The 26,322-nt window shown below is 63.0% G+C and carries 29 protein-coding genes; 17 read left to right on the forward strand and 12 right to left on the reverse strand.

Annotation, left to right across the window (positions count from 1 at the left end):
* The first annotated feature begins 27 nt into the window (after window positions 1–27).
* The 5 genes from Q0562_RS04715 (at window position 28) to Q0562_RS04735 (ending at window position 3,591) form a co-directional block, all read left to right on the forward strand.
* Window positions 28–1,038, forward strand: a complete 1,011-nt coding sequence (locus Q0562_RS04715) for a hypothetical protein (RefSeq protein ID WP_298641820.1) — start codon at window positions 28–30, stop codon at window positions 1,036–1,038.
* Window positions 1,039–1,062: 24 nt separating this feature from the next.
* Window positions 1,063–1,596: a GTP-binding protein gene (locus Q0562_RS04720; RefSeq protein ID WP_298641821.1), complete on the forward strand. Its 534-nt coding sequence runs from the start codon at window positions 1,063–1,065 to the stop codon at window positions 1,594–1,596.
* A 13-nt stretch (window positions 1,597–1,609) separates the two neighbouring features.
* Window positions 1,610–2,026: a roadblock/LC7 domain-containing protein gene (locus tag Q0562_RS04725; RefSeq protein WP_298641822.1), complete on the forward strand. Its 417-nt coding sequence runs from the start codon at window positions 1,610–1,612 to the stop codon at window positions 2,024–2,026.
* A gap of 63 nt (window positions 2,027–2,089) precedes the next feature.
* Window positions 2,090–3,127, forward strand: a complete 1,038-nt coding sequence (gene tsaD / locus Q0562_RS04730) for a tRNA (adenosine(37)-N6)-threonylcarbamoyltransferase complex transferase subunit TsaD (protein ID WP_298641823.1) — start codon at window positions 2,090–2,092, stop codon at window positions 3,125–3,127.
* Window positions 3,124–3,591, forward strand: coding sequence for a hypothetical protein (locus Q0562_RS04735; protein WP_298641824.1), 468 nt, complete (start codon window positions 3,124–3,126; stop codon window positions 3,589–3,591). Before tsaD ends, Q0562_RS04735 begins: the two co-directional genes overlap by 4 nt.
* An 81-nt stretch (window positions 3,592–3,672) precedes the next feature.
* Here the strand turns inward: Q0562_RS04735 and Q0562_RS04740 are convergent, their stop codons facing one another.
* The 6 genes from Q0562_RS04740 to rpe all read right to left on the reverse strand — a co-directional run bounded on the left by Q0562_RS04740 (window position 3,673) and on the right by rpe (window position 9,037).
* Window positions 3,673–4,020, reverse strand: coding sequence for a YqcC family protein (locus tag Q0562_RS04740; RefSeq protein ID WP_298641825.1), 348 nt, complete (start codon window positions 4,018–4,020; stop codon window positions 3,673–3,675).
* 150 nt (window positions 4,021–4,170) lie between these two features.
* The gene (gene nadE, locus Q0562_RS04745) at window positions 4,171–4,917 is read right to left on the reverse strand and encodes an NAD(+) synthase (protein ID WP_298641826.1); all 747 of its coding nucleotides are present in this window, start codon (window positions 4,915–4,917) and stop codon (window positions 4,171–4,173) included.
* The gene (locus tag Q0562_RS04750) at window positions 4,914–6,362 is read right to left on the reverse strand and encodes a nicotinate phosphoribosyltransferase (protein ID WP_298641827.1); all 1,449 of its coding nucleotides are present in this window, start codon (window positions 6,360–6,362) and stop codon (window positions 4,914–4,916) included. The genes nadE and Q0562_RS04750 overlap by 4 nt, the downstream gene beginning before the upstream one ends.
* A complete protein-coding gene (locus tag Q0562_RS04755; RefSeq protein ID WP_298641828.1) occupies window positions 6,355–6,843 on the reverse strand; it encodes an FxsA family protein in 489 nt (162 codons plus the stop codon). The genes Q0562_RS04750 and Q0562_RS04755 overlap by 8 nt, the downstream gene beginning before the upstream one ends.
* Window positions 6,844–6,920: 77 nt before the next feature.
* Window positions 6,921–8,363, reverse strand: a complete 1,443-nt coding sequence (trpE, locus tag Q0562_RS04760; RefSeq protein ID WP_298641829.1) for an anthranilate synthase component I — start codon at window positions 8,361–8,363, stop codon at window positions 6,921–6,923.
* A complete protein-coding gene (gene rpe / locus Q0562_RS04765) occupies window positions 8,360–9,037 on the reverse strand; it encodes a ribulose-phosphate 3-epimerase (protein WP_298641830.1) in 678 nt (225 codons plus the stop codon). Before rpe ends, trpE begins: the two co-directional genes overlap by 4 nt.
* 67 nt (window positions 9,038–9,104) lie before the next feature.
* Between rpe and Q0562_RS04770 the strand changes: the two genes are divergently transcribed.
* The 7 genes from Q0562_RS04770 (at window position 9,105) to dld (ending at window position 15,232) form a co-directional block, all read left to right on the forward strand.
* Window positions 9,105–9,569 carry a hypothetical protein gene (locus Q0562_RS04770; protein ID WP_298641832.1) on the forward strand — a complete coding sequence of 155 codons (465 nt, stop codon included), beginning with the start codon at window positions 9,105–9,107 and terminating at the stop codon, window positions 9,567–9,569.
* Between the two features lie 2 nt (window positions 9,570–9,571).
* The gene (locus tag Q0562_RS04775; RefSeq protein WP_298641834.1) at window positions 9,572–10,312 is read left to right on the forward strand and encodes a type III pantothenate kinase; all 741 of its coding nucleotides are present in this window, start codon (window positions 9,572–9,574) and stop codon (window positions 10,310–10,312) included.
* Between the two features lie 22 nt (window positions 10,313–10,334).
* Window positions 10,335–11,168: a neutral zinc metallopeptidase gene (locus Q0562_RS04780; protein ID WP_298641836.1), complete on the forward strand. Its 834-nt coding sequence runs from the start codon at window positions 10,335–10,337 to the stop codon at window positions 11,166–11,168.
* 77 nt (window positions 11,169–11,245) lie between these two features.
* Window positions 11,246–12,751, forward strand: a complete 1,506-nt coding sequence (gene purF, locus Q0562_RS04785; RefSeq protein ID WP_298641838.1) for an amidophosphoribosyltransferase — start codon at window positions 11,246–11,248, stop codon at window positions 12,749–12,751.
* A gap of 10 nt (window positions 12,752–12,761) precedes the next feature.
* Window positions 12,762–13,010, forward strand: coding sequence for a hypothetical protein (locus Q0562_RS04790; RefSeq protein WP_298641840.1), 249 nt, complete (start codon window positions 12,762–12,764; stop codon window positions 13,008–13,010).
* A 6-nt stretch (window positions 13,011–13,016) separates the two neighbouring features.
* Window positions 13,017–13,481, forward strand: a complete 465-nt coding sequence (locus tag Q0562_RS04795) for a carboxymuconolactone decarboxylase family protein (RefSeq protein WP_298641842.1) — start codon at window positions 13,017–13,019, stop codon at window positions 13,479–13,481.
* Window positions 13,482–13,507: 26 nt separating this feature from the next.
* Window positions 13,508–15,232, forward strand: a complete 1,725-nt coding sequence (gene dld, locus Q0562_RS04800; protein WP_298641844.1) for a D-lactate dehydrogenase — start codon at window positions 13,508–13,510, stop codon at window positions 15,230–15,232.
* A 214-nt stretch (window positions 15,233–15,446) separates the two neighbouring features.
* Here dld and Q0562_RS04805 read toward each other — a convergent pair whose 3' ends face one another.
* A complete protein-coding gene (locus tag Q0562_RS04805; RefSeq protein ID WP_298641846.1) occupies window positions 15,447–15,827 on the reverse strand; it encodes a MerR family transcriptional regulator in 381 nt (126 codons plus the stop codon).
* A 76-nt stretch (window positions 15,828–15,903) separates the two neighbouring features.
* Here Q0562_RS04805 and Q0562_RS04810 point away from each other — a divergent pair, with 76 nt between their 5' ends.
* Window positions 15,904–16,539, forward strand: coding sequence for a cation diffusion facilitator family transporter (locus tag Q0562_RS04810; RefSeq protein ID WP_298641848.1), 636 nt, complete (start codon window positions 15,904–15,906; stop codon window positions 16,537–16,539).
* Window positions 16,540–16,840: 301 nt separating this feature from the next.
* Here the strand turns inward: Q0562_RS04810 and Q0562_RS04815 are convergent, their stop codons facing one another.
* Genes Q0562_RS04815 through surE form a run of 5 tightly spaced genes read right to left on the reverse strand, consistent with a single transcriptional unit; the run spans window position 16,841 to window position 21,368 of the window.
* Complete coding sequence (locus tag Q0562_RS04815; RefSeq protein WP_298641850.1) at window positions 16,841–17,689, reverse strand: SPFH domain-containing protein; 849 nt, start codon at window positions 17,687–17,689, stop codon at window positions 16,841–16,843.
* A gap of 11 nt (window positions 17,690–17,700) precedes the next feature.
* A complete protein-coding gene (locus Q0562_RS04820; RefSeq protein ID WP_298641852.1) occupies window positions 17,701–19,305 on the reverse strand; it encodes a peptidoglycan-binding protein in 1,605 nt (534 codons plus the stop codon).
* A complete protein-coding gene (locus Q0562_RS04825; RefSeq protein WP_298641854.1) occupies window positions 19,302–19,919 on the reverse strand; it encodes an NUDIX domain-containing protein in 618 nt (205 codons plus the stop codon). Before Q0562_RS04825 ends, Q0562_RS04820 begins: the two co-directional genes overlap by 4 nt.
* A gap of 7 nt (window positions 19,920–19,926) precedes the next feature.
* A complete protein-coding gene (locus tag Q0562_RS04830; protein WP_298641856.1) occupies window positions 19,927–20,619 on the reverse strand; it encodes a peptidoglycan DD-metalloendopeptidase family protein in 693 nt (230 codons plus the stop codon).
* Window positions 20,616–21,368: a 5'/3'-nucleotidase SurE gene (gene surE, locus Q0562_RS04835; RefSeq protein WP_298641858.1), complete on the reverse strand. Its 753-nt coding sequence runs from the start codon at window positions 21,366–21,368 to the stop codon at window positions 20,616–20,618. Before surE ends, Q0562_RS04830 begins: the two co-directional genes overlap by 4 nt.
* 162 nt (window positions 21,369–21,530) lie before the next feature.
* On the opposite strand from surE, the gene alr reads away from it, so the two are divergent.
* The 4 genes from alr (at window position 21,531) to hemH (ending at window position 26,234) form a co-directional block, all read left to right on the forward strand.
* Window positions 21,531–22,592 carry an alanine racemase gene (gene alr, locus Q0562_RS04840; protein ID WP_298641993.1) on the forward strand — a complete coding sequence of 354 codons (1,062 nt, stop codon included), beginning with the start codon at window positions 21,531–21,533 and terminating at the stop codon, window positions 22,590–22,592.
* On the forward strand, window positions 22,585–23,961 hold the full coding sequence (radA, locus tag Q0562_RS04845; RefSeq protein WP_298641860.1) for a DNA repair protein RadA: 1,377 nt from the start codon (window positions 22,585–22,587) through the stop codon (window positions 23,959–23,961). Before alr ends, radA begins: the two co-directional genes overlap by 8 nt.
* A gap of 16 nt (window positions 23,962–23,977) precedes the next feature.
* Window positions 23,978–24,856, forward strand: a complete 879-nt coding sequence (gene galU, locus Q0562_RS04850; protein WP_298641862.1) for a UTP--glucose-1-phosphate uridylyltransferase GalU — start codon at window positions 23,978–23,980, stop codon at window positions 24,854–24,856.
* A gap of 379 nt (window positions 24,857–25,235) precedes the next feature.
* Complete coding sequence (hemH, locus tag Q0562_RS04855; protein ID WP_298641864.1) at window positions 25,236–26,234, forward strand: ferrochelatase; 999 nt, start codon at window positions 25,236–25,238, stop codon at window positions 26,232–26,234.
* Window positions 26,235–26,322 lie beyond the last annotated feature (88 nt).

A 26,322-nucleotide genomic window follows, 5' to 3' on the forward strand; every position in this document is an offset into this window, starting at 1 on the left:
GCGCTATTTTTTATGTAACTCAGTGACATGGAAACTCTCGTCATGCCGGATAATCTCAATATCTGCCTGCTCGGATTTTCGCCTGAATCGGAAACCCGCATCAAGAAACTTATCAACAGCGCACCGCAAAATTCCAGAATTGCGTGGGTCGCTGCCAATCACAAGGGGCTGGACGGTGTGGTCATCAACGCCGGTTTCCTGCCGACCCCCCAGATTCAGAAATATATCTCGCTGGTGCATTGCCCCATCGTCTGTGCCTATAACAACGATGACGGTGCCGCACAGGCCAAACAACATCATTTTCCCGCCCTGGATTTGCGCGATACCGAGCATGGTGGTGATGCCGCACTGTGGCTGGACAAACTGTTCGGTGGCAACGGTGCCCCTGTGTCGGTATCCGGCGAGGAAACACCCGCAGCGACATACCGTACGGCCGGCGCCGCACCAAGCAGTAATACGCGCGAATTGCTCGATCATATCCGCCGCCGCGACAACATGGTCATCCGCGCCACGCATGAGCGCAACATTACCTGGATCAAGCCGCGCGAAGGGCTGGTGTATATCAACTACCCGCGCGAGGCCGTACCGGGTTTCGATTCCTGGACGTGGGTGATAACCGATAACGACGACATCCCCGACAGCGCGCGCAAACTGCAATTTGACCTGTGGCTCTTTGAAAGCCTGTGGCAATCGGATATGGACGGCCGTCAGGACATTGATGACCGGGCCTATTACCGCCTGACCCGTTTCCCGCAGCCGCTCGGCCGCCACGGACGCACCGAAGCCCTGCGCCTTGCCACCTGTGCGCAAACCCATCCGGTCAACATCGAAATCCTCTTCGAAAAGACCTCCTATTCCTATGACCGCATCCGCCGCTTCCTTTTCGCCACCCTGATGGCGGGACAGGTACAGAGAGTCGAACAGGGCAGCTTCATCGCCGAAGAACAAATCAGGCGCACATACAGCCCGCAAGAAAAAGAAAAAGTGGAACAAAAACGCGGCCTGCTGCAACGCCTGCGTGAAAAACTCGGCCTCTAACCTCAAACGGATAACCAAGACATCATGCAAGAATTCAAGATTATCTTTGCAGGCAGCATGGGTGCCGGCAAAACCACAGCAATCAAGGCGCTCTCGGACAAAGAAGTCGTCTCGACCGATGTCGTCAACAGCGACAAAAAAGCGCATAACAAACTGCTGACCACCGTCGGCATTGACTACGGGCAAATCATCTTGCCGCCGGATACCAAAGTCGGCCTCTACGGTACCCCCGGCCAGGAACGCTTCGAACTCGTCTGGCGCGTCGTCACCGAAGGTGCACTCGGCGCCATTGTTCTGGTGGACAGCTCCATGCCGAAAGCGGTAAAAGAACTGCCGTATTACGTGGACTATTTCCACAAACACAAGATGAACAGCATCGTCGTCGGCATCACCCATTGCGACCTCGAACACAGCTACCTGACGCTCGCCGAAAGCTTCAAAATCCTCGAAGCGCGCGACTTCAAATTCCCCATCTTTGAAGTGGATGCCCGGAAACGGGATGATGTATTATTGCTGGTCGAAACCCTGATAGCTTCCATCGAAGCAGAGATCAACTGAGGAACGTCCATCCATGGCAACACTTGAAGACTACCGCGAAAGCACCTTTGTCAGCTACTGCACCCGCGCACTGGAAACCTTTGCCGCAGAAACACCGGGCGTCAAAAACGTCCTGCTCGCCACGCCGGACGGCTTTGAAATCGCCGCCCACACCGACGACAGCAAACACAGTGCCGACAACCTTGCCGCCGTAGGTAGCTCGCTCTTTGCCCTCGGCTCCTCACTCATCTCCGAATTCGACCTCGGCAACAGCAAATCCATCACCATTGACAGCGAAAAAGGCAAAGTCTATATCAGCGCCGTCAGCGTGGATGACAAATCCCTGATTATCCTCATCCAGTCCACCCAGAGCGCCATGCTGGCGCACATCCTGCATGGCGCGAACAAACTCGCCGACCAAATCGGTAAACGCTTGATGCTCCTTTCCTGACAAGATCCACGGATACCACGGCAGCCCCGACCCCGCGCGGGGCTGCCGCTTTTTACAACGACTATGACCGCTCCGCTCATCCTCGCCGTCGAAAGCTCCTGCGACGAAACCGCCGTCGCCCTGTACAGCACAGACGAAGGCATCCTCGCCAACGAAGTCTATTCCCAAATCGAACTGCACCGCGTCCACGGCGGCGTCGTTCCCGAACTCGCCGCGCGCGACCACCTGCGCCGCCTGCCGCATATCCTGCACCAGGCGCTTGAACGTGCGGACAAAACCCTTGCCGACCTCGACCTCATCGCCTACACCGCAGGCCCCGGCCTGCTCGGCGCGCTGATGACCGGTGCCGGATACGCGCGTGCACTCGCGTACGGCCTCAACATCCCCGCCATCGCCATTCACCACATGGAAGGCCACCTGCTCTCGCCGCTGCTCGATGCCGCTGCCCAACCGCAACTTCCCTACATCGCCCTGCTTGTCTCCGGCGGACACACCCAGCTCATGGCGGTGGACGCACCGGGCAGCTACCGCATGCTGGGGCAGACCCTGGATGACGCCGTTGGCGAAGCCTTCGACAAAACCGCCAAACTGCTCGGCCTGCCCTATCCCGGCGGTCCCGAACTGGCAGAGCTCGCCGCTCGGGGTAACGGCAAACGCTTCCCGCTGCCGCGCCCGATGACCAACCGCCCCGGCATGGACTTCAGCTTCAGTGGCCTCAAAACCCAGGTGCGCCTGCTCATCGAAGAACAGGGCGACGACCCGCACACCCGCGCCGACATCGCTGCCGCCTTCCAGCAAGCGGTGGTCGATACCCTCGTCATCAAAAGCCGCCGCGCCTGGCAGGAAACCGGCTACCGCGACCTTGTCGTCGCCGGCGGTGTCAGCGCCAACCGCGCCCTGCGCCACGCCCTGCAACAAGAAGCCGGCAAACACGGCAAACGCGTGCATTTCCCGCCGCTTGCCCTTTGCGGCGACAATGCCCTGATGATCGCCTACGCCGCCGCACAACGCTATGACGGCCACGACAGCCCGCTCGCCATCAGCGTCAAAGCCCGCTGGGAACTCGCTGACCTGCCGCCCCATCCCGCCCCTCAACCATGAAAAAAATCCAGCACCGCCCCGTCCTTGAAACCTACCTCCTCGCCGCTGCGAGCCTCTGCCTCTCCCTGTGGATGCTGAAACGCCTCTTCGGCAGCGGACAAAAACTCGCCGCCATCGGCTGCGAATACAACGCCGCCCTGCCGCACAAAATCATCTGCGGTGCATGGCACAACAGCGGTTACAGCGGCTTTGCCGCCCTCTGCGCACTCGCCACCGTCATCGCCGGCATCTACGGTGCCGTGCAAAGCATACGCGGGTACAAAAGCGGCTACCTCACCCTCATCATCCTCTTTGCCCTGCAAACCATCCGCTTCGAATACGGCACATTCAGCTACTACCTGCCGACTGCGCTCAATCTCTACCTGCAACACCACGGCAGCGCGCTCATCCTCAACATCAACCTCCTCACCGGCTTCCTCTGCCTCGTCGCCATCGGCCGTTACCGCAACGACTACACCGGCTGAACCGCGCCAAACACGGCGATCCGGCTATGGCACCGGCGGAAGGGAATGAACCGCTCAATGCCTGCGGTAGCGCCGCCCGACCTATGCCAGATGTTTCCCGCTGTCGGCATCGCCGTTGACCAGCGCATCTAGGGCCCGCACCACCAGCAGCAGTCCGGCGGTAGCGTGTCCGCTGCCTTTCCAGGCTTCTTCGGCCATCGGCAACAGTCCGCTGCGCTCCGGCAGGGCGGCGTTGTCGGCGATGAAGGCTCGCATTTTCGGGATATACACCCATTGCAGCCATTCGTGAAAAAGCAGGGTATCGATGCAGAAAGGTTCCGTGCTGGCAAGCGCGGCGGCATCGGGGGGCGTTTCGTTCCACCGGCCGCTTTCCAGCAGGGCGAGTTCAAGGGCGGCCAGCAGTTCGTGCATGTGTTCGGTCGGATGCATGGGATTCCCGGGGTTATGAGGGGGTGTCATTAAAATCGCGCCGCACAGCCGACGGCGCGCCTTGATTCCCGGAATGGGCGTGAAGATATGCCCCGTCCGGCGAAGAGAATATCGCGAAGCAGTCCCTCCCGGCGAGGGACTTCTTGCTGCTCAGAGTGTATCCGGTGCCGGGGGCACGGGCGGCAGCATCCGTTTGTGATGTGAGCGTTCATGCCACCAGGCGATGGTTTTTTCTGCCTCGGCACTCACCGCTTCGCCGCGCAGGAAGGCGTCCAGCTCGCGGTAGCTCACGCCCATTTCGTCTTCGTCGGTTTGTCCTGCCCAGAGTCCCGCGCTGGGCGCTTTGTTGACGACGCGCTCCGGCACGCCGAGGTGGCGCGCAAGTTCGTAAACCTGTTCTTTGCGCAGGGCGGCAAGCGGCAGGACATCCGCGCCGCCGTCGCCGTATTTGGTGTAGTAGCCGGTGTAGATTTCGGCGGCGTTGTCGGTGCCGACGACGATGGCGCGGTGGCTCTGCGCAGTGGTGTAGAGCAGGATCATGCGCAGGCGCGCCATGAGGTTGCCGCGCAGGACGTTGACGCGTTCGGGGTCGGGGTTGAGCACGGGCGCGAGTTGTTGCATGGCGAGATCGTAAAGCGGCGCGATGCTGATGGTCGTGCCGCTGATGCCCGCGCTGGCGAGGACGGCTTCAGCGTCGCTCTGGTCTGCCTCGCTGCTGACGGCGGCAGGCAGCATCAGCGCGTGGACGGGCGCGCCGGTGCGCGCGAGGAGGTGGGCGCAGATGGCGCTGTCCACGCCGCCGCTGACGCCGAGAGTGTAGGCGTCCATCCGGTAGAGGGTCTGCCGCTGGTTTTCCAGCCAGCGGATGAGGTAGTCGGTGTAGGCGGTGAGGTTCATTGCGGTTTGCCTGCGTGTTCGCGGATGAGATCCTGTTTGAGTTGCCACAGGGCGACCGAGAGGTCAACGTAGTAGCCGTGCGGGTTTTCCAGACGGCGGATTTCGTCCCACAGGGTTTCCTGTCCGGCAGCGCAGTGGGCGCGGATTTCGTCCAGCGAGGGGTTGTGGGCGCTGCGCGCACCGTGTTCCATCCATTGCTGCATGAGTTTTTCGGCGCGGTAGTTGCTGACGGTTTTTCTTTTCCACGGGTATTCGGGGTCGAAGAGTTCGTAGGGTTGGCTGTCGTCGATGGTTTCGTCGTGCAGGGTGATGACGTCCGCGATGGCTTTGCCGCTGGCGTTGTCGTAGAGCCGCCACAGTTGCTTGAAGCCCGGCGTGGTGGTTTTGCTGAGGGTCTCGCTGATTTTGATTTTGGGGATGATGTCGCCGTCTTTTTCGAGGGCGACGATTTTGTACACGCCGCCGAAGACGGGGTCGCTTTTCGCGGTGATGAGCCGCTCGCCGACGCCGAAGGCGTCAATCGCCGCCTGTTGTTGCATGAGGTCTTTGATGAGGTATTCGTCGAGCGCGTTGGAAACGCTGATTTTGGTGTCGTGCATGCCCGCCTCATCCAGCATTTGCCGCGCGCGGTTGCTGAGGTAGGCGAGGTCGCCGCTGTCGATGCGGATGCCGCGCAGGCTGTGCCCGTTCGGCGCGAGGTATTCTTTGTGAACGCGGATGGCGTTCGGGATGCCCTGGCGCAGGGTGTCGTAGGTATCGACGAGCAGCACGGTGTTGTCCGGCCAGGTTTTGGCGTATTGCAGGAAGGCGTCGTATTCGCTGTCGTGGCTTTGCACGAAGGCGTGCGCCATGGTGCCGGCGGTGGGGATGCCGCTGGCGTATTCGCTGTACACGTTGGAAGTGGCGGCAACGCCGCCGATGTAGGCGGCGCGTGCGCCGTAGTTGGCGGCGTCCCCGCCGTGGGCGCGGCGGGCGCCGAATTCGAGCACGGGGCGGCCTGCGGCGGCGTGGACGACGCGCGTCGCTTTGGTGGCAATCAGCGACTGGTGGTTCAGGCTGAGCAGCAGGTAGGTTTCGATGATGTGGCAGTCGATGAGCGGCGCACGCACGCTGAGCAGCGGCGCTTGCGGGAAGACGATGCTGCCTTCCGGCACCGCCCAGATGTCGCCCCGGAAGTGGAAGTCGGCAAGGTAGTCGAGGAAGGCGTCGCTGAACATGCCCTTGCTGCGCAGGAAGGCGATGTCTTCTTTGCCGAAGCGCAGGTATTGCAGGTAATCCAGCACTTGGCTGAGTCCGGCGAAGACGGCGTAGCCGCCGCCGTCGGGGATTTTGCGGAAGAAGTAGTCGAAGTAGGCGATTTCGTCCTGGCGGCCTTCGTTGAAATGGCTTTGCGCCATGGTGAGTTCGTAGAGGTCGGTCAGGAGGGCGCGGTGGCTGTTAATCATGGGGATTTCCTCGTTTGTCGATGAGTTCGCCGTGGATGACGCTGCCGTCTTCACGGGTGGCGGTGATGTTTTTCGGCGGGGTTTCAGCTTCGTCGCCGTTGTCGGCGCGGTAAGTCTGCTGCTGCCAGCTGAAAGTGCTGTACACCGCCTGCGGCTGCACGATACGCAGCAGGGTTGAGGCGAAAAGCGCGCGCAGCGGCGGAATGAGGAAGATGAGGGCGAGGAGGCTGCTGATGAAGCCGGGGACGAGCAGCAACACGCCCGCCGTCATGCGGTACACGCTTTCGCGCGCCACATCGCGGTCCTGTGTCTGTCCCATGCGCAGTACCGCCTGCTGCTGACTGCGTAACAGATAGGAACCGGCGGCGCTGCTCAGGAGCAGGAGGGCGATGGTCGGGAAGAAGCCGATTTTCATGACGGCAAGGACAAGGGTGGCGATTTCGGCGGCTCCCCAGATGCCCAGCAGGGCGAGAAACGGCATGGTGTTTTCCTGTGTTGTGGGTCTTTGGGGATTATTGGCGTCATGTGGGGATATTGCAAGCAAAAGCGCAGCGCGGTTCATGGTGCATGCGTTTCTTCCAGCAGACCGGCGGCGGCGATGACCGCGCCCGCTTTGTTCAGGGTTTCCTGCCATTCGCTGTCGGGGTTGGAGTCGTACACGATGCCCGCGCCCGCCTGCGCGTAAAGGCGGCCATCTTTGATGATGGCGGTGCGGATGGCGATCGCCATGTCCATGTTGCCGCCCCATGACCAGTAGCCGACGGCGCCGCTGTACACGCCGCGCCGTTCGGGTTCGACTTCGTCGATGATTTCCATCGCGCGGATTTTCGGCGCGCCGCTGAGTGTTCCCGCCGGAAAGGTGGCGCGCAGCACGTCCATCGGCCCGACGTCGTCGCGCAAGGTGCCTTCGACGTTGGAGACGATGTGCATGACGTGCGAGTAGCGCTCGATCCCCATTTTTTCGCTGATTTTGACGCTGCCGGTTTTGCAGACGCGGCCAATGTCGTTCCTGCCCAAATCGATGAGCATGACGTGTTCGGCGATTTCTTTGGCATCTGCCAGCAGTTCTTGTTCGAGCGCTTTGTCTTCTTCCGGGGTTTTGCCGCGTTTGCGTGTGCCGGCGAGCGGGCGCACGGTGACGGTGTCGCCCTGGACGCGGGCGAGGATTTCCGGGGATGAGCCGATGATGTGGAAGTCGTCGAGGTCAAGCAGGTACATGTACGGCGAGGGGTTGGTGTGGCGCAGGGCGCGGTAGTAGTCGAGCGGTGCGTGGGTGTAGGCGCAGCTCATGCGTTGTGAGGGCACGACTTGCATGCAGTCGCCCGCCTTGATGTATTCGCGGATTTTGGCGACGTCCGCCTTGAACCGGGCTTCGGGGTAGTGGTGGTGGATGGCAGGTGGCCGGGCATGGCGGTTCAGCGCGCGCACTTGTGCCGTGCCGGGGCGGTTGATGGCGGCAACCATGGCATCCAGTCGCGCTTCGGCAGCGGCGAGGCCGTTCGGGTCGGCGAGGTCGGCGTGGCTGATGAGGTGGACTTCGCCGCGCAGGTTGTCGAGTACGGCGACGTCGAGGCTTTGCATGTAGAGGATGTCCGGCACGCCAAGCGGGTCGTTTTGCGGGCGCTTGGCGAGGCGTTTTTCGATGTAGCCGATGCTGTCGTAGGCCAGGTAGCCAACGAGGCCGCCGCTGAACGGCAGGTCAACGGGCAGCGGCGCGGGGCGGATGGTGGCGTGGTAGTCGGCGAGCCAGGCAAGCGGGTCGGCAAGTTCGCGCTCTTCGATGACGGCACCGTCGCGGCGGATGGTGAGGTGATGGTCGCGGATGGTGGCGACTTCGCGCGCAGGCAGGCCGATCATGGAGTAACGCGCCCAGCGTTCGCCGCCTTCGACGGATTCGAGCAGGTAGGTGTAGGGCGCGCCCGCGAGGCGGTCGTAGAGAGCGACGGGGGTGAGCAGGTCGGCGAGGATGGTGCGGACGACGGGTTGGTGGGTGTAATTCATGCGGTTTGTCCTTTGGCGATTTCCTGGCGCATGGCGCTGATGACGGCGGCGTAGTCGGCCGCGTTGAAGATGGCTGATCCCGCCACGAACATGTCCGCGCCCGCCGCAGCGATTGCGGCGATGTTGTCGGTTTTGACGCCGCCATCGACTTCGAGGCGGATGTCGCGGCCGCTGGCATCAATCAGGTGGCGCACGGTGCGCAGTTTGTCCAGGGCGGACGGCAGGAAGCTCTGCCCGCCAAAGCCGGGGTTGACGGACATGATGAGGATGAGGTCGAGTTTGTCCATGACGTATTCGAGGCAGTTGAGCGGGGTGGCGGGGTTGAAGACGAGCCCCGCTTTCAGGCCATGATCCTTGATTTGTTGCAGGCTGCGGTCGATGTGGATGGTCGCTTCGGGATGGAAGCTGATGTAGTCCGCGCCCGCTTTGGCAAAGGGTTCGATGAGGCTGTCCACCGGGCTGGTCATGAGGTGCACGTCAATCGGCGCGCTGATGCCGTAGTCGCGCAGGGCTTTGCAGATGGGCGCGCCGAAACTGAGGTTGGGGACAAAGTGGTTGTCCATCACGTCGAAGTGGATGACGTCCGCACCGGCGGCGAGGACGGCAGCCACGTCGTCGCCGAGGCGGGCAAAATCAGCGGAGAGGATGGAGGGGGCTATGAGGGCTGGGCGCATGATGTTTGTTCCTGTGTTCGTGTGTAAAATGCCGCGCCATTCTACTCAGCAATGGCAGGTTTTTCCCGTGCTAGACGCATCCGCATTCCCCGATTTCGCCGCGCTCGCCGCCTGGCTGCAACGGCAATCCGCCCCCGCCTGCGCGCGCGGCGGCGGCCAGCTGGCGCTCTGCTATCCGCTGGACGGCACGCCCGCGCTGCATCAGGGTTTGTTGCAGGCGGTAACGCTCGCAGCGGCGGAAAGCGGCGACTTGCGCCTGCATCGTGACGGCTCGCTCTTCCGCCGCGACGGCAGCCCGCTGGGGCGGGTAACGGTTGACGTCATCCCGCTCGGCGAGAATTCGCTGGCGCGGATAACCACCCCCGACCTGGACGGGCTGGAAAGCGCGCTGTTATCTCGCTTGGCCGACTGGAACCTGTATCCCTATCTGCCCGTTATCAACCGCTGGCGCGAGTTTGCCCTTGATGGCGACATTGACCAGAAAGGCCGCGCCGTGCGCATCGTCAGCGGCAAACCCGTCTTTGAGGCGTAGCCGTGTACCTCCTGATTGACGCGGGCAATTCCCGCATCAAATGGCTCTACGGCAGCAGCGTGCCGGGCATCGTCGAAGCGGCGTCCTACCGCGAAGACTGGCGCACCAAACTGTGGCGCGCCTGGCACCTCTTGCCCGAACCGAAACACATCGCCATGAGCAGCGTCAAAAACGGCGACATCGCCGACGACGTCGCCACCATCGCCGACGACCTGTGGCGCAAACCTGTGCACCTCTTCATCGCGCAAAAAGAAACCAACCATACCCTCACCGTCGCCTACGAAGACGCCGCCCTGCTCGGCACTGACCGCTACCTCGCCATGCTCGGCGCGCGCAGCCTCACCCACGAACCGCTCTGCGTCGTCGGTTGCGGCACGGCGATTACGCTTGATGTCGTTGACCGCGACGGCCTGCACCTCGGCGGTCTCATCCTGCCCGGCATCCGGCTGGCCGAAAACGCCCTGCTGCAACACACGCAAAAACTCAAACCCATGCGCTGGACACCCAACCCGCTCGGCAACGACACCGCCTCCTGTATCGGCGCGGGCATCCACCACGCCCTGCCGGCGGGCATCAACGGCATCATGGACGAACTCGAAACCGAAACCGGCCACTATTACCACCGCTTCGCCTTCGGCGGCGACGCACAAATCCTTTTCGGCAACCGCCCGGACTACCGCATCGAGCCCGACCTCATGTTTCGCGGCATGATCGACCGCCTGGCCGCCGAAAATACCGACTAACCCACACACAAAGGAAAACAACATGGAATGGCAAAACAACCGCCGCAGCGACAACATCGAAGACCGGCGCGGCCGGGGCGGCGTCATCGGCGGCGGCATCGGCCTCGGCGGCCTGCTCATCGTCCTCATCGGCTGGGCCTTCGGCATCGACCCCTCCACCATGCTCGGCTTCGTCGAAGGCAGCGGCATCGGGCAAAGCCAAAGCCGCGCGGGCGGTGGCAAAGACGACGAAGCCAAACGCTTCCTCGGCGCCGTCCTTGCCTCCACCGAAGACGTCTGGCAGCCCATCTTCCGCCAGTACGGCAAATCCTACCGCGAGCCAACCCTCGTCCTCTTCGAGGGACAGGTGCAATCGGCCTGCGGCATCAGCAGCAGCGCCACCGGCCCCTTCTACTGCTCCGCCGACCAAAAACTCTACATCGATCCCGCCTTCTACCGCGAAATGCAAAAAATGGGTGCTAGCGGCGAATTTGCCTTCGCCTACGTCGTCGCGCACGAAGTCGGCCACCACGTGCAAAACCTGCTCGGCACCCTCGGTCAGGCGCACACGCAAATGCGCCGCAGCAACAAAGCCACTGCCAACCAAATCTCCGTGCGCATCGAACTGCAAGCGGACTGCTACGCGGGCATCTGGGGCAACAAACTCGAAAAATACAGCAAGATCCGCATCAACGAAGCCGATATCCGCAATGGCCTGAAAGCCGCTGAAGCCGTCGGCGACGATACCCTGATGCAGCGCGCCGGGCAGCGGGTCAACCCCGCCAACTTCACCCACGGCAGCTCCGCCGACCGCATGAAATGGCTCAACACCGGCCTGCAATACGGCGAAATCAGCCGCTGTAACACCTTTAACTGAGCGCGCAGCGGGCGCGTGTAGTAACCGCATCGGGCGCGGCAGTATAATCCGCGCCCGTTTTAACTGAGGGGAACATCATGTGCGGCATCGTCGGCATCGTCGGCAAACACTACGTCAACCAGGCGCTTTATGACGCGCTCACCGTCCTGCAACACCGTGGGCAGGATGCCGCCGGTATCGCCACCTGTGACGAAGACGGGCGCTTTTTCCTGCACAAAGACAACGGCCTTGTGCGCGACGTCTTCGACGAACGGGAAATGCGCCGCCTCGTCGGCTGCTTCGGCATCGGCCATGTGCGCTACCCCACCGCCGGCACATCCAGCGCCGCCGAAGCGCAGCCGCTCTACGTCAACTCGCCCTACGGCATCGCCCTCGCCCACAACGGCAACCTCACCAACAGCGACGAACTCATCCGCGACATCTACGCCAGCGACCTGCGCCACATCAACACCCGCTCCGATTCCGAAGCGCTGCTCAACGTCTTCGCCCACGAACTGCAACGCCAGGCGCAACTGCGCCCGACGCCGGATGCCATCTTCACCGCCGTCGCCGCCACCCACCGCCGTGTGCGCGGGGCGTATGCCGTCGTCGCCATGATCAGCGGTTACGGCCTCGTTGCCTTCCGCGACCCGTTCGCCATCCGCCCGCTCATCTACGGCGTGCGCGACGGCGAAGACGGCCTCGAATACATGATTGCCAGCGAATCCGTCGCCCTCGAATCCCAGGGCTACAGCGTGGTGCGCGACCTCGAACCCGGCGAATGCCTCATCATCACCGCCGACGGCAGCGTGCACCACCGCCAGTGCGCGGAAGCGCCGCGCCGCGTGCCCTGCATCTTTGAATACGTTTACTTCGCCCGCCCCGATTCCACCATCGACGGCATCAACGTCTATAAAGCCCGTCTGCGCATGGGCGAAAAACTCGCCGGACGCATCCGGCGCGAATGGCCGGAGCACGACATCGACGTCGTCATCCCCATCCCCGACACCAGCCGCAGCTCGGCCATCGAACTTGCTGCCCACCTCGGCGTCAAATATCGCGAAGGCTTCGTGAAAAACCGCTACATCGGCCGCACCTTCATCATGCCGGGACAAAAACAGCGGAAAAAATCCGTGCGGCAAAAACTGAACGCGATGACCCTCGAATTCCGCAACAAAAACGTCCTGCTCGTCGATGACTCCATCGTGCGCGGCACCACCAGCGAACAAATCATCCGGATGGCGCGCGACGCGGGCGCGAAAAAAGTGTACTTCGCCAGCGCTGCGCCGCCGGTGCGCTACCCGAACGTTTACGGCATCGACATGCCGACGCACAGCGAACTCATCGCCTACCGGCGCGAAGAAAACGAAGTCGCCGCCGCCATCGGTGCCGACCGCGTCATCTACCAAAGCCTGCCCGACCTCATCGACGCCTGCATGGACACCAAATACAGCCTGCCCGAAGACTTCGACTGCTCCGTCTTCAACGGCTGCTACATCACCGGCGACATTGACGACGCCTACCTCGCCCGCCTTGAAGCCGCGCGCCGCGACAACAAAGCCTCGCGCAAGACGCCGATGGAAGAAGCCACGGAACAAAATTAGGAGTTATCTAATGAATACCAAGACATATTTTTTACAAAAACCGCACCCGGAGAATCTGGCAAACTCTTTTACTGTGGACATTATTCGTGACAGGGAAAGCAGTGGACTGACCGCTGTATGCGAACCTCTCGGCATCGTCACCGAAGCAGAAAACCACGAAGCATTGATTAAGCGCGTATGGGCTGTTGCGCCGGAAATGTATGAATTGTGTGGATATGGCGTGGCTGACGACCACTTCCATCTGCACTTTCACGATTAAAACACCATGCGCCTGCATTACTCCCAATACGCAACCGCCACCTACCAGGCATTGCTCGCCCTCGAAGCCAGCCTCAAACTGGATAACCCCCTCAAAGACCTCATCAAAATCCGCGTTTCGCAAATCAACGGCTGCGTCTTCTGCGTTGATATGCACGTCAAAGAAGCCAAACTGCACGGCGAGCGCGAACTGCGCCTTTATCACCTGCCCGTCTGGCGCGAATCCGCCCTGTTCAGCGACAAAGAACGCGCCGCGCTGCAATGGGCGGAAACCCTCACCCGCCTGGCTGACCACCCTGTCAGCGATGCCGACTACGCTGCCGTGCGCGCCCATTTCGACGAAGAAGAACTGGTCGCCCTCACCCACGTCATCAACACCATCAACACCTGGAACCGCCTCAACGCCGCCTTCGCCACTCCCGCCGGGGGGATGGACAAAATTATGGGGCTGAACAAAGCAGCATTAACATAAACCCGCAACATCCACAGGAGATCCCTATGAAAAATCCCAACAACCACCCAGCCCTCGCCGATTTTCGTGCCATCGTCGGCAAACGCCACACCATCACCGACCCGGCAAAAACCGTGCCCTACCGCAAAGGCATCCGCTACGGCGAAGGCGACGTGCTTGCCGTCGTCCAGCCACAAACCCTCTACCAGCTCTGGCAAATCGCCGAAACCTGCGTCGCGCACGACCTCATCATCATCATGCAGGCAAGCAACACCGGCCTCACCGGCGGCTCCTGCCCCTACGGCGACTACGACCGCCCCGTCGTCCTCGTTTCCACGCGCCACCTGAAAGGCATCCGCCTCATCGAAAACGGCGAACAGGCCATTGCCCTGCCCGGTGCCACCCTCTACGAACTCGAAGACGCCCTCGCCGCCATTGGCCGCGAACCGCACAGCGTCATAGGCTCCTCCTGCATTGGTGCCTCCATCATCGGCGGCATCTGCAACAACAGCGGCGGCGCACTCATCCATCGCGGCCCCGCCTACACCGAAATGGCCGCCTACGCCCGCCTGAACGAAAACGGCCAGCTCGAACTCGTCAACCACCTTGGCATAAACCTCGGCGACCACCCCGAAGCCCTGCTCACCCGCCTGCAAAACGGTGACTACACCGACGCCGACATCCAGCCTGCGAGCGGGCAAACCTCCGATCATGAATACCAGACCCGCGTGCGCGACATCGACGCCGACACCCCCGCGCGCTACAACAACGACGGTCGCCGCCTCTTTGAGGCCTCCGGCTCGGCAGGCCGCCTCATCGTCTTCGCCGTGCGCATCGACACCTTCGCCAAACCCGCGCGCCAACAAACCTACTACATCGGCGCCCACGACCCCGACACCCTCAGCGAGCTGCGCCGCCACATCCTCGGCACCTTCAAAAACCTGCCCGTCTCCGGCGAATACATGCACCGCGACTGCTATGACATCGCCGAACGCTACGGCCGCGACACCTACCTCGTCATCGACCGCCTTGGCAGCAAACACATCCCGCGCTTCTTCCGCTGGAAAAACACCTTTGACCGCTGGGCAGCCAAACTGCACCTGCCGGCAGCAAGCAGCGACCGCCTCATCCAGTGCATGACCGACGCCCTGCCCTCGCACCTGCCCGCTTTCATGCGCGACATGCACCAAAAATACGAACATCACCTCATCCTGAAAATGGCCGATGGTGGTGTGGACGAAGCCGCTGCCTACCTAGACGAATACTTCAGCGCCCACCCCGAACGCGGCGCCTACTACGCCTGCAACGGTGCCGAAGGCGCACAGGCGACCCTGCACCGCTTCGCCGCTGCCGGTGCCGCGAACCGCTACCACGCCGTGCACGGCAAACAAGTCGGCGACCTGCTCGCGCTTGACATCGCCCTGCGCCGCAACGAACGCGACTGGTTCGAGCGCCTGCCGCCGGAAATTGACCAGTACATCGCGCACAAACTCTACTACGGCCACTTCTTCTGCCACGTCATGCACCAGGACTACATCTTGAAACCCGGCACCGACGCCGCAGAAGTCAAACACCTGCTGCTCGCCTACCTCGACGGCAAAGGCGCGGAATACCCGGCAGAACACAACGTCGGCCACCTTTACCACGCCAAAGAAGCGCTGGCAGACTTCTACCGCGCACAAGACCCGACCAACAGCTTGAACCCCGGCATCGGCAAAACCACGAAGAAAAAACACTGGGCGGACGACGGCTGCGGCTGCGGCGGACACTAAACCAACCTGCCCAAAGCCGGACACGATCCGGCTTTATCGTTGTTTCATCCCTGTTTGAAACGACGATAACGACAAGGTGACGGGGGTGCCGGGTGCGGGTGCCCGGCAACGACAAGGCGGGCAACCCGGTCATCCGCAAGTTGTTGCCCGCATGCGCAAGGTGCCGCCGCTAACGCGCCTGCAACGTCGCTAATGCCGCGCGCCTGCCCGCCGCTTATCCGCCCAGACTGCCCAGCGCCGGGCAGTTTTCCGCATCATGCGCGTCGGCCCGCGCGATTGTCTGCAAAAAAGCGCGGATTTCCATGAGCTGCGCAATCTTCTCTTCCACCTGTTGCAACTGCGCCGCCACCAGCGCATCGGCGCGGTCATGTTCCGCCGGCTGACTTTTCAGCCGCTGCAACAGGCGGATGTCATCCAGCGTGAAGCCCAGAGCGCGACAGGATTTGATGAATGCCAGCGCGTGCAGCGCCGCTTCGTCGTAAACGCGGTAGCCGTTGGCGGCGCGCTGCGGCGGCGGCAGCAGGTCGCTCTTTTCATAAAAGCGCACCGTCTCGGCATTTACCCCGCTGCGCGTGCTCAGTTCCCGGATTTTCATGTGCTGCTTGACCTCGTAGTGGCTACGGACTTTACCATCGCCGCCATGTTAACCAACCCACCGCGAGGAAATCACCATGAACGATAACACCCTGACCCTGAGTGCCCTGCACGAACGCCATCACGACCATGCCCACGGCCACAGCCATGTGCCGCAGAACCGCAAAATCCTGGCGCTGAGTTTCGCCCTCATCACCGCCTACATGGTCGTGGAATTTCTCGGTGGCTGGCTCTTCCGCAGCCTGGCGCTGATCGCCGACGCCGGCCACATGGCGAACGACAGCTTCTCGCTCTTCCTCGCCCTGCTCGCCCTCTACCTCCCACCGCGCGGACAGAAAGGGTTTGCCCTGCTTAACGGCGCCTCACTGCTGCTGGTGGCGCTGCTGATTCTGCATGAAGCGTGGGAACGCTGGACAGCACCGGCGGCGATGCTGGCCGGGCCGATGCTGACGGTGGCGGTTGCCGGATTGCTGGTCAACCTCATCGTCACCCGCCTGATGCTGCACGGCGACCATGACAACCTCAACGTCAAGGCCGCCTACCTGCATGTGCTGGCCGACCTGCTCGGCTCGGTGGTGGCGATTACGGCGGGGCTTGCCGCCTGGCTGCTCGGCTGGCAGTGGGTGGATACCGCCGCCAGCACCCTGCTCGCCCTCTTCATCCTGAAAAGCGGCTGGCAGATCAGCCGCCGGGCGTGGCGGGAATTACGCTGAAAAAGATGCGTGCGTTGCGGATGGATGCGCATCAGGCGGGAGGAACACCGGGTTCATCCTGCAAACCGCGCCATTAAAAAACCGCCCCGAAGGGCGGTTTTTTATAGTCGTTGCAAACAGAGATGGAGCGGTGTTGCCCCGCCTGGTCAGGTTCTCATAAAAATCGCTGCGCGATTTTATGGTTGCCCGCGCCGTACGGTCTGTGTTGTCTCCGCCTCGCCGCCTTGTCATATTCCTGTTTGAAACGGCGATACCCCTGCTCCTTTTGTCCGCGTGGCGCATCGCCGCAGGGGCGCGATGTTTATGCCCCTGCGTTAATCGTCGGCTGGCTGCCGCGTTCCGAGCAGAGGACGACCAGCAGGTTGCCGACGATGGCCGCTTTTTGTGCGTCGTCGAGTTTGACCGTGTCGTGTTCTTGTAGTTGTGCCAGCGCCGCCTCCACCATGCTGACGGCACCGGTGACGATGCGGCTGCGCGCGGCGATGACGGCGTTTGCCTGTTGCCGTTGCAGCATGGCCTGGGCGATTTCCGGCGCGTAGGCGAGGTGGCTGATGCGCGCATCGAGCACGGCGACGCCTGCATCGGCAAGGCGGTCGGTCAGTTCGCTTTGCAGGTGCGCCGAGATTTCGGCGGCGTGGCTGCGCAGGGCAAGCTGCCCGTCTTCGTGCTGGTCGTAGGGGTAGCTGGTCGCCATCGCGCGCAGCGCCGCTTCGGACTGGATGTGCACGAAGCTTTCGCAGTCGTCCACGTTGTACACCGCTTCGGCGGCGCTTTCGACCTGCCAGACGATGACAGCGGCGATTTCGATGGGCGAGCCGTCCAGCTCGTTTACCTTCAAGCGACCGCTCTCGAAATTACGCACGCGCAGCGAAATTTTCTTCTTTTGATACAGCGGGTTGTTCCAGCGCAGACCAGTATCGCGCACTGTGCCGCTGTATTTGCCGAAGAAGCTCAACACTGCCGCCTGGTTGGGTTCGAGTTTGTAGCAGCCGCTTGCGATGAAGATGACCAGCGCCAGCAGCGGGAAGCCGAGGATGGCACCGGTTTCGTTTTTTGCGTTGATGGAGGCGATGAAGTAGAAGCCGAGGAAAAGCACCGCCGCAATTAGCACGGGGAAGCCGGAAAAGGAGGTTTTAGGTTTTTCGGTCATGGGATTTCCGCTTATTTGCAGGTGAGCGAGACGACGATGCCGCTGTTGCTGATGACGGCGCTGCATTGCCGGCCATCGCCGTCCGGGTAGTATTGCTGGCACCAGCCGATGTCAATGTTGCGCCCGCCGACGCTGCAACTGCTGAGGACACCGCCGCTCGTGCCGAGGCTGAGGATGCCGTTGGCGCGGGTGAAGCCTTTGTTGCCGCGCGGTTTGGCGGCTGGGGCGTCGGCGGCTTGCGCGAGGAGCGGGTCGCGCGCGGTGCGCAGGGCGTTTTGTGCTTCGACCCGGGCCTGGGCGGCGCTGCGTGCGGCGGTCTGCGCCTGTTGCCGCGCCTGTTCTTCGGCGCGGCGCGCCGCTTCGGCCTGCTGGCGGGTGCGTTCGGCTTGTGCCGCCGCTGCCGCGCGGCGGGCGGCGCGTTCTTCGTTGAGACGGCGCTGTTCGGCTTCGCCGGGGTTGGCGTTGCCGATATTTTGCGCCTGAGCACGCAGTTGCCGGGCTTCGCGGTTTGCCGCTTCGGTTTGCTGGCGCGCGGCGGCGAGTTCGGCGGCGTTGCGCGCAGCACGCTGTTCGTCTTCGATGCGTTCTTGTTCGGCGATGCGGCGTTCTTCTTCTTCAGCCTCTCTGGCGGCGGCTTCGGCACGGGCGCGCGCTTCGGCGGCTTTGCGCTGGTTTTCGGCGCTGCGCCGCGCTTCTTCCTGTTGTTGTGCGGCGTTTTGCGCGGCCAGACGCGCGCGGCGGTCGGCACCTTTGCGTTTGTCGTTCTTCTTGCCCGCTTCGTTTTCGGCCAGCATGAGTTGGTAGATGAGCTGGTCGTCGAGGTAGCTGCCGCCCTTGGCCATTTTCCGCTCCTGGCGGAAGGCCTGGATGGCGCTGCTGTTGCCGGTGTTTTTGCCGGTTTTGTAGCCGAGGTTTTTCAGGGTGGCCTGGGTTTTTTTGCCGAGTTCGCGGTTGAAGGCGGGCAGCCAGCCGGTGTCAATTTTGCCGCTCTGGCTCACGCGGTTGGCTTTCTGGAAGGCTTTGATGGCTTTGGTGGTGGCGGCGGTCTGTTTGCCGTTCGCCGCGCCCGCGTCATGGCCGAGGTAGCGCAGGCCGGTTTGCACGAGTTTGATGAGCGCGCTGCTGTATTGGTTTTTTTGTGCGATTTTGTTGGCAACGAGCCAGTCGGTGATGTTTTTGCGGCCGTGCAATGCGGCGATGTCGTAGAGGGTGTAGCCGCGCGGGTCGGTTTTTTTCAGGTCGCATTTGTTGTTTTTGTGTTGTTTCAGGGCATCAAGGCGGCCTTCGGCGGCGGCCTGGAAGACGGCGCTTTGTGCTTTTTCGCATGGGGTTTGTGCGGGTTTGGCGGCTGTTCCGGCGGCGGGTTTTGTAGTGTTTTTGGCGGTTTTTTTGTCTGCCGGAGCAGTTTTTGTGCTTTTGGCCAGGGTTTTCCCCGCTGTTTGGGCGGCAGTTTTGGTGTTTTTGTTTGTCGCTGTTTTTGCCGGGGGCTTGGCGGTGGGTTTGGCTTTTGCGGTCGCGACGGGTTTGGCGGCGGCGGGTTTGGCCGGGGCGGCATGTGTGATGGGGGCGAGGCCGAGGGCGATGCCGAGGGCGAGGGTGATGAGGGTTTGCTTCATGGGTTTGCCTTTTGGTGTTGTGCCGCGAGGTGCGGGTGGCGCAGCAGGAAGGCCTGCATGGCGAGCAGGGTGTTGGCGTTGTCGAGTTTGCCGCTTGCGAGCCAGTCGAGGGCTTCGCGGTAGTTGAGGCGGTGTACGGCGATGTCTTCGCCTTCGGCGGCGATGCCGCTGTAAGCGACGGTTTGGCTGCTGTCGATTTCGGCGAGGTAGAGGTGGACGCGCCCGGCGCTGCCGCCGGGGCTGCCGTAGTAGCTCATGAGGTGTTCGAGGCGGCGGGCGCGGGTGCCGATTTCTTCTTCGAGTTCGCGCTGGATGGCGGCTTCGGGGGTGGTGTCTTTTTCGTCCATGAAGCCGGCGACGATTTCGTTCTGCCACGGGTTGCTGCCTGCCACCATCGCACCGATGCGGAATTGTTCGACGAAGATGAGTTCGCCGCGTTCGGGGTCGTACGGCAGGGCGGCGACGACGGCGCTGCCCGCGCGCCCGAGGCATTCGCGCTCGACCGGCTCGCCCATGCCGCCCCGGTAGCGCTCGTAGGCGACGGTGTAGCGGCGTACGCGGAAGAAGCCGTGGTAGGTGTCGTTCTGGTTTTCGACGCGGTAGCGGTATTGCATGCGGGGCTCAGTAGCGGGGGGTGGTGCCGATGTAGGCATAGGGGTTGACGGATTGGCCCTGTTTGCGGGTTTCGAAGTGCAGGGCGGGGATGTTCTGCGGGCTGATGCCCATGGTGGCGATTTGCTGGCCGCGCGTTACGCGCTGTTTTTCGCTGACTTGCACGTCGGCGAGGTAGCCGTAGGCGGAGAGGACGCGGTCGTCGTGGCGCAGGATGACCATGCGGCCGAAGCCGGAGAGGCCGGAGCCGACATAGGCGACTTCGCCGTCGCGGGCGGCGCGGATGGCCTGCCCCCGGCTGCCCGCGATTTTGAGGCCCTGGCCGCCGGGGGTGGCGGGATCGTATTCGCGCACGACGCGCCCCTGGGTCGGCCAGCTCCAGCCGGGTTGTCCCATGCTGCTGATTTGCGGGGCATAGACCGGGGCACGGGTAACGCCGCGTGGCGGGCGGGTGTGCAGGCGTTGTCCCGCGAGGATGCGGTTGGGGTCGGCGATGCCGTTCCAGCGCGCGAGTTCCTGCATGTCGAGGCCGTAGCGCCAGGAGATGCCGAAGAGGGTGTCGCCGGGACGAACGATGTAGTCGGCACCGGGGCGCAGCGCGCCGCGCTGGCCGTGCAGTTCGGTGGCGGTCGGGCCGTGGTAGTGGGTGCCGCAGGCGGTGATGATGAGGGCGAGGATGGCGAGGGTGGCAAGGCGTTTCATCGGATATCCTCCAGCCAGACGGCAAGATCGTTTATCTGGCCGTGGGCGGTGAGGTCGAATTGCAGCGGGGTGACGGAGATATAGCCTGCTTCAACGGCGTGGAAGTCGGTGTTGTCGCCGTTGTCGGTGCCGTTGCCCGCCGAGCCGATCCAGTAGAGGGTTTTGTCGCGCGGGTTTCTGGTCTGTTGCAGGGGGCCGGCGGGGTGGCGCGCGCCGAGGACGGTGGCGCGGATGCCCTTGATGTCCTTGTAGGGCAGGTCGGGGATGTTGATGTTGAGGAAGAGGTTGCGCGGCGGGGGGTTGGCGTTCATGTGGCGGTAGAGTTCGGTGGTGATTTTCACGGCGCTGTCGAGATGGGCGGGGTTGCGCGCGGCGGTGGAGACGGCGATGGCGGGCAGGCCGAGATTGTGGCCTTCAAAGGCGGCGGCGACGGTGCCGGAGTAGAGGACGTCTTCGCCCATGTTTGCACCGTGGTTGATGCCGGAGATGACCATGTCGGGACGGGTGTCGAGGTAGCCGGTCAGGGCGAGGTGGACGCAGTCGGACGGGGTGCCGTCCACGCTCCAGACGCCCGCTTCGTGTGCGGTGATGCTGAGCGGGCGTTTCAGGGTGAGGGAGTGGCTGGCACCGCTGCAATCGCGGTCGGGGGCGATGACGGCGAGGCGGGTGGTTTCGCTGCGCAGGGCGTCTGCCAGTTGGCGCAGGCCGGGGGCGAGGTAGCCATCGTCGTTGGACAGGAGGAGAAACATGACGCTTCCGGATGGTGAGTTGGACGCAGTTTATAACGGCGTCTGGCGTGTTTTCAATTGGCGCGGCAGTGGTAAAAATGAGACGCGGCGGGCGCGCAAAGGCCGTGGCGGGCGGTGGCGGTGGCGTATAATCCGCGCCTCTTTTTGTTTGTGAGGTGTGTGATGCGTCCTTTGTGGAAGGAAGTGGATGTGGCGGCGTTGCGGCACAATATGCGTGTGCTGGCGGCGCAGGCGGGGGCGGCGCGGGTGATGACGGTGGTGAAGGCCGATGCCTACGGGCACGGGGTGGCGGCGCTGGCAGGCGCGCTGGGCGGGGCGGTGCTGTTTGCCGTAGCCTGCATGGAGGAGGCGCTGACCTTGCGCGCGCAGGGGCTGCCGCAGCCGGTGGTGTTGCTGGAAGGGGTGTTTGCCGCCGATGAGCTCGATGTCTGCGCCGCCGAGGGGTTTGAGCCGTGGCTGCACGACGGGCGGCAGCTCGAATGGTATCGCCGCGCGGCGGCAAAACCCGCCTGCTGGCTGAAGGTGGACAGCGGGATGCACCGCCTGGGTTTTGCACCAAAGGATGTGCCGCAGGCGGTGGCGGCGTTGCAGGGTTTGCCGTGTCGCGGGCTTGCCACGCATTTTGCCTGCGCCGACGAGGCGGATTTGTCGCATGCGGAGATGCAGTGGCGCGCGTTTGACGCGCTGCCGTTGCCGCCCGGCTGGCAGCGCACGGCGGCCAATTCGGCGGCGCTGTTTGCCCTGCCGCAGGCGCGCGCGGACTGGGTGCGGCCGGGGCTGGCGCTGTACGGGATGTCGCCGTTTACCGGCCGCACGGCGGCGGATTTGGGGCTGCGTCCGGTGCTTGGTCTGCATTCGGCGGTGCTGGCGACGCATTTTCTTGCGCGCGGCGAGGGGGCGGGGTATGGCTGCGGTTTTGTCGCCGCTGAGGATGGTTATTTGGCGACGATTGCGCTGGGTTATGGCGATGGTTTTCCGCGCGCGATTGCAAGCGGCGCAGTACAGGTGCGCATCGGTGCGGCGACGTTCCCGCTGGTCGGGCGGGTGGCGATGGATATGGCGCTGGTCTGGCTGGGGCACGAGGCGGTTCCCGTCGGCAGCCCGGTGCTGGTGTTTGGCGACGGGCATCCGGTAGAGGTAGTCGCGGCGCAGGCGGGGACGATTCCTTATACGTTGACGGCGATGTTGTCGCCGCGTGTGCACACGGTGGTGACAAATGGCTAAGGCGAAGTCGCAGTTTGTCTGTCGCGAGTGCGGGGCGGTCTATCCGAAGTGGCAGGGGCAGTGCCGCGATTGTGGTGCCTGGAATGCGCTGGATGAGGAAGCGGTGCAAGCGGCGCCGTCGCGCGGCAGCAAGGGCGGCGGTTATGCGGGCGTGGTCGCCGGCAAGGTGCAGCGGCTGGACGCGGTGGAACTGGTTGAGGAAGCGCTCCTGCCCAGCGGCATCAGCGAGTTCGACCGTGTTCTCGGCGGCGGTCTGGTCAGCGGCGGCGTAGTGCTGATTGGCGGCGATCCGGGCATTGGTAAATCGACGTTGTTGTTGCAGACGGTGCATCACATCGCTGCCACGCGCCGCTGTCTGTATGTGAGCGGCGAGGAATCGCCCCGGCAAATCGGGCTACGCGCCGAGCGGCTGGGGCTCGCACGCGAACGGATTTTGTTGTTCAGCGAAACGCAGGTGGAGAAGATTTTGGCGACGGCACTGGCGGAGCAACCGGAGGTGCTGGTGGTCGATTCGATTCAGACGCTGTACAGCGAGGCGCTCTCCGCCGCGCCGGGGGCGGTGAGCCAGTTGCGCGAATGCACGGCGCAGTTGGTGCGTTTCGCCAAGAGCACCGGCACGACGGTATTCCTGATTGGCCATGTGACAAAAGAGGGCTCAATCGCCGGGCCGCGTGTGCTGGAACATATGGTGGACACGGTGCTGTATTTCGAAAGCGAGGCAGGCAGCCGCTTCCGTATGCTGCGCGCGGTGAAAAACCGCTTCGGGCCGGTGAACGAGCTGGGAATGTTTGCCATGCTGGAAGGCGGCTTGAAGCCGGTTGCCAATCCGTCGGCGATTTTCCTCTCGCGACCGGACGGGCAGCAGCCGGGCAGTGCGGTGGTGCCGGTATGGGAAGGGACGCGCGCGCTGCTCGTCGAGGTGCAGGCGCTGGTGGACGGCGGCGGGGGCGGCTATCCGCGCCGCGTCACCCTGGGGCTGGACGGTGGCCGTCTCGCCATGCTGCTTGCGGTATTGCACCGTCACGGCGGCGTTGCCCTGCACGATATGGATGTGTACGTGAATGTCGTCGGCGGTCTGAAAATCAGCGAGACCGCAGCGGATCTGGCAGTGCTGGCGGCGGTCTGGTCCAGTCTGCGCGAACGCGCCCTGCCGCGCGAACTGGTGCTGATGGGTGAAGTGGGGCTGTCCGGCGAACTGCGCCCCGTCGCCAACGGCGAAGCGCGCATCAAGGCGGCGCAGCAGCATGGTTTCAAACAGGTCATCCTGCCCGAAGCTAACCGCCCGCGCGCCTCTGCTACAATGCGCGGCCTGAGCATCCACCCGGTCGCGACCCTCGCCGCCGCGCTGGATGTCCTCACATCCCTGTAACAAGAGGTATAAAACCATGAGTGAACCCGTCAGACTTGCCGTCTTCCCCGTCGCCGGATTCGGTACCCGCTTCCTGCCTGCGACCAAGGCTACCCCGAAAGAAATGCTGCCCGTCGTGGATAAACCGCTGATCCAGTACGCCGTCGAAGAAGCTTACGAAGCGGGCATCCGTAACATGATCTTCGTTACCGGCCGCAACAAATGGGCGATCACCGAACACTACGACATCGCCTACGAACTCGAAAACGAACTTGAACAGCGCGGCAAAAAAGAATTCCTGCAACTCGTGCGCCGCATCAAGCCGCGCGACATGAGCGTCACCTACATCCGTCAGGAAATGGCCGCCGGGCTTGGACACGCCGTCCTCTGCGCCCAGCCCATCGTGCGTGACCGCCCCTTCGCTATCCTGCTTGCCGATGACCTCGTCATCAACGAAGGCAAACCCGTGATGAAGCAGATGGTGGAAGTCTTTGAAAAACACCAGCAGGGCGTACTGGGCGTGATGGACGTGCCGCGCGAAGACACCAAACGCTACGGCATCATCACCGAAGGCGCGGCGCTGTCTGAACAAATCTTCACCGTGGACGCCATCGTCGAAAAACCGGAAGCGGCAGAAGCGCCTTCCACCCTTGCCGTTATTGGTCGCTACATCCTGCCGGGCTACATCATGCAGCTCCTGCAAAACACGCCGAAAGGCGCAGGCGGCGAAATCCAGCTCACCGACGCCATCAGCGCGCTGATTAAAGAACGCACCGTGCTCGCCTACCGCTTCGAAGGCAAACGCTACGACTGCGGCGACAAACTCGGCTACCTCGAAGCCAACGTCGAACTCGGCCTGCGCCACCCCGAACTGGGCGAAGACTTCCGCGAATACCTGAAAAACCTCGCCCTCTGAACCGAATAGCGCAAGCACAGGGCTGCCACCGCGCAGCCCTCTTTTTTAGACGACTGCCAAGCGGTGAAATGCCGGGAGCGCGCAGGGTGGATTTAGCCCACCGGGCAGGTGCCGCCTGCTTTTTGTATTCTTGATAAGAACAACGCCAAGCGGAGCATAGTCGTTTCAGATAGGACTGAGACAAGGCGGCGAGCCGAAGACAGTATGTTTAATACGGCGAGGCTCGCCAACACCGTATCGGTTCTGGTTGAAACGACGATAACGACGCAGCTTTTGGTTTTGGAGACGCCGCAGGCACGTCCCTGCAAAATCCGGCACACGCCGCCTGGCGGAAACCACCACCTGCCCCGCTTGCCCCTTTTCCTCACCCCGACCCCTTATGACCCCATCCCCCATCGCCGTCCTCCTCATCAACCTCGGCTCGCCCGACGCGCCGACACGCAAAGCGCTGCGCCCCTACCTCAGCGAATTCCTCTCCGACCCGCGCGTCGTGGATCTGCCGCGCTGGCAATGGCTGCCCATCCTGCACGGCATCGTCCTCAACACCCGCCCCAAACGCAGCGCCCACGCCTATCGGCAAATCTGGCAGGAAGACGGCGCACCGCTGATCGCCATCAGCGCGCGGCAGACCGTCGCTCTGCGCCAGGCCCTTGCCGCGCGCGGGCTTGACCATATCGGCGTCGAATACGCCATGCGCTACGGGCGCCCGACCATCGGCGAAACCCTGCGCGCCATCGCCGCACGCGGTATCGACAGGCTGCTCGTCATCCCGATGTACCCGCAATACAGCGATGCCACCACCGCCAGCGTCTTCGACGGCGTCGCGCAGGCGCTCGCCGCCCGGCGCGGCATCCCCGAACTGCGTTTTGTGCGCGACTGGCACCGCCACCCCGCCTACATCGACGCGCTGGCCGCCAGCATCCGCCGCCACTTCCTCGCCCATGGGCGGGCGGAAAAACTGCTCTTCTCCTATCACGGCCTGCCCGAACGCTACGCCCGCGAAGGCGACCCCTATCAGCAGCAGTGCGAAGCGACTACCGCCGCTGTTGCCCAAGCCCTGCAACTGCCCGCCGGACGCTGGCAAATCGTGTACCAGTCCCGCTTCGGCAACGAACCCTGGCTGCAACCCTATGCCGATGAAACCATCCGCGCACTGGCTGAGGCGGGCTGCGGCAGCCTCAGCGTCATCTGTCCCGGCTTCGCCGCCGACTGCCTCGAAACCCTGGAAGAGATGGCGATGACCAACCGCGACCTCTTCCTGCAACACGGCGGCAAACACTACGACTACATCCCCGCCCTAAACGACGACCCCGCACACATCGCCCTGCTTGCCGATTTGGTCGAACAGCACACCCGGGGCTGGTCCAGGGACTGTTGACACCTAACATTGCGGCGGCTTTTCGGCCAAAATCCGCTGCGCAAGTCGAATGTCAACAGTCCCTGGCGGCTTCAACTAGCAATGATAC

The organism is uncultured Cardiobacterium sp., assembly GCF_938028825.1.
GTDB lineage: Bacteria > Pseudomonadota > Gammaproteobacteria > Cardiobacteriales > Cardiobacteriaceae > Cardiobacterium.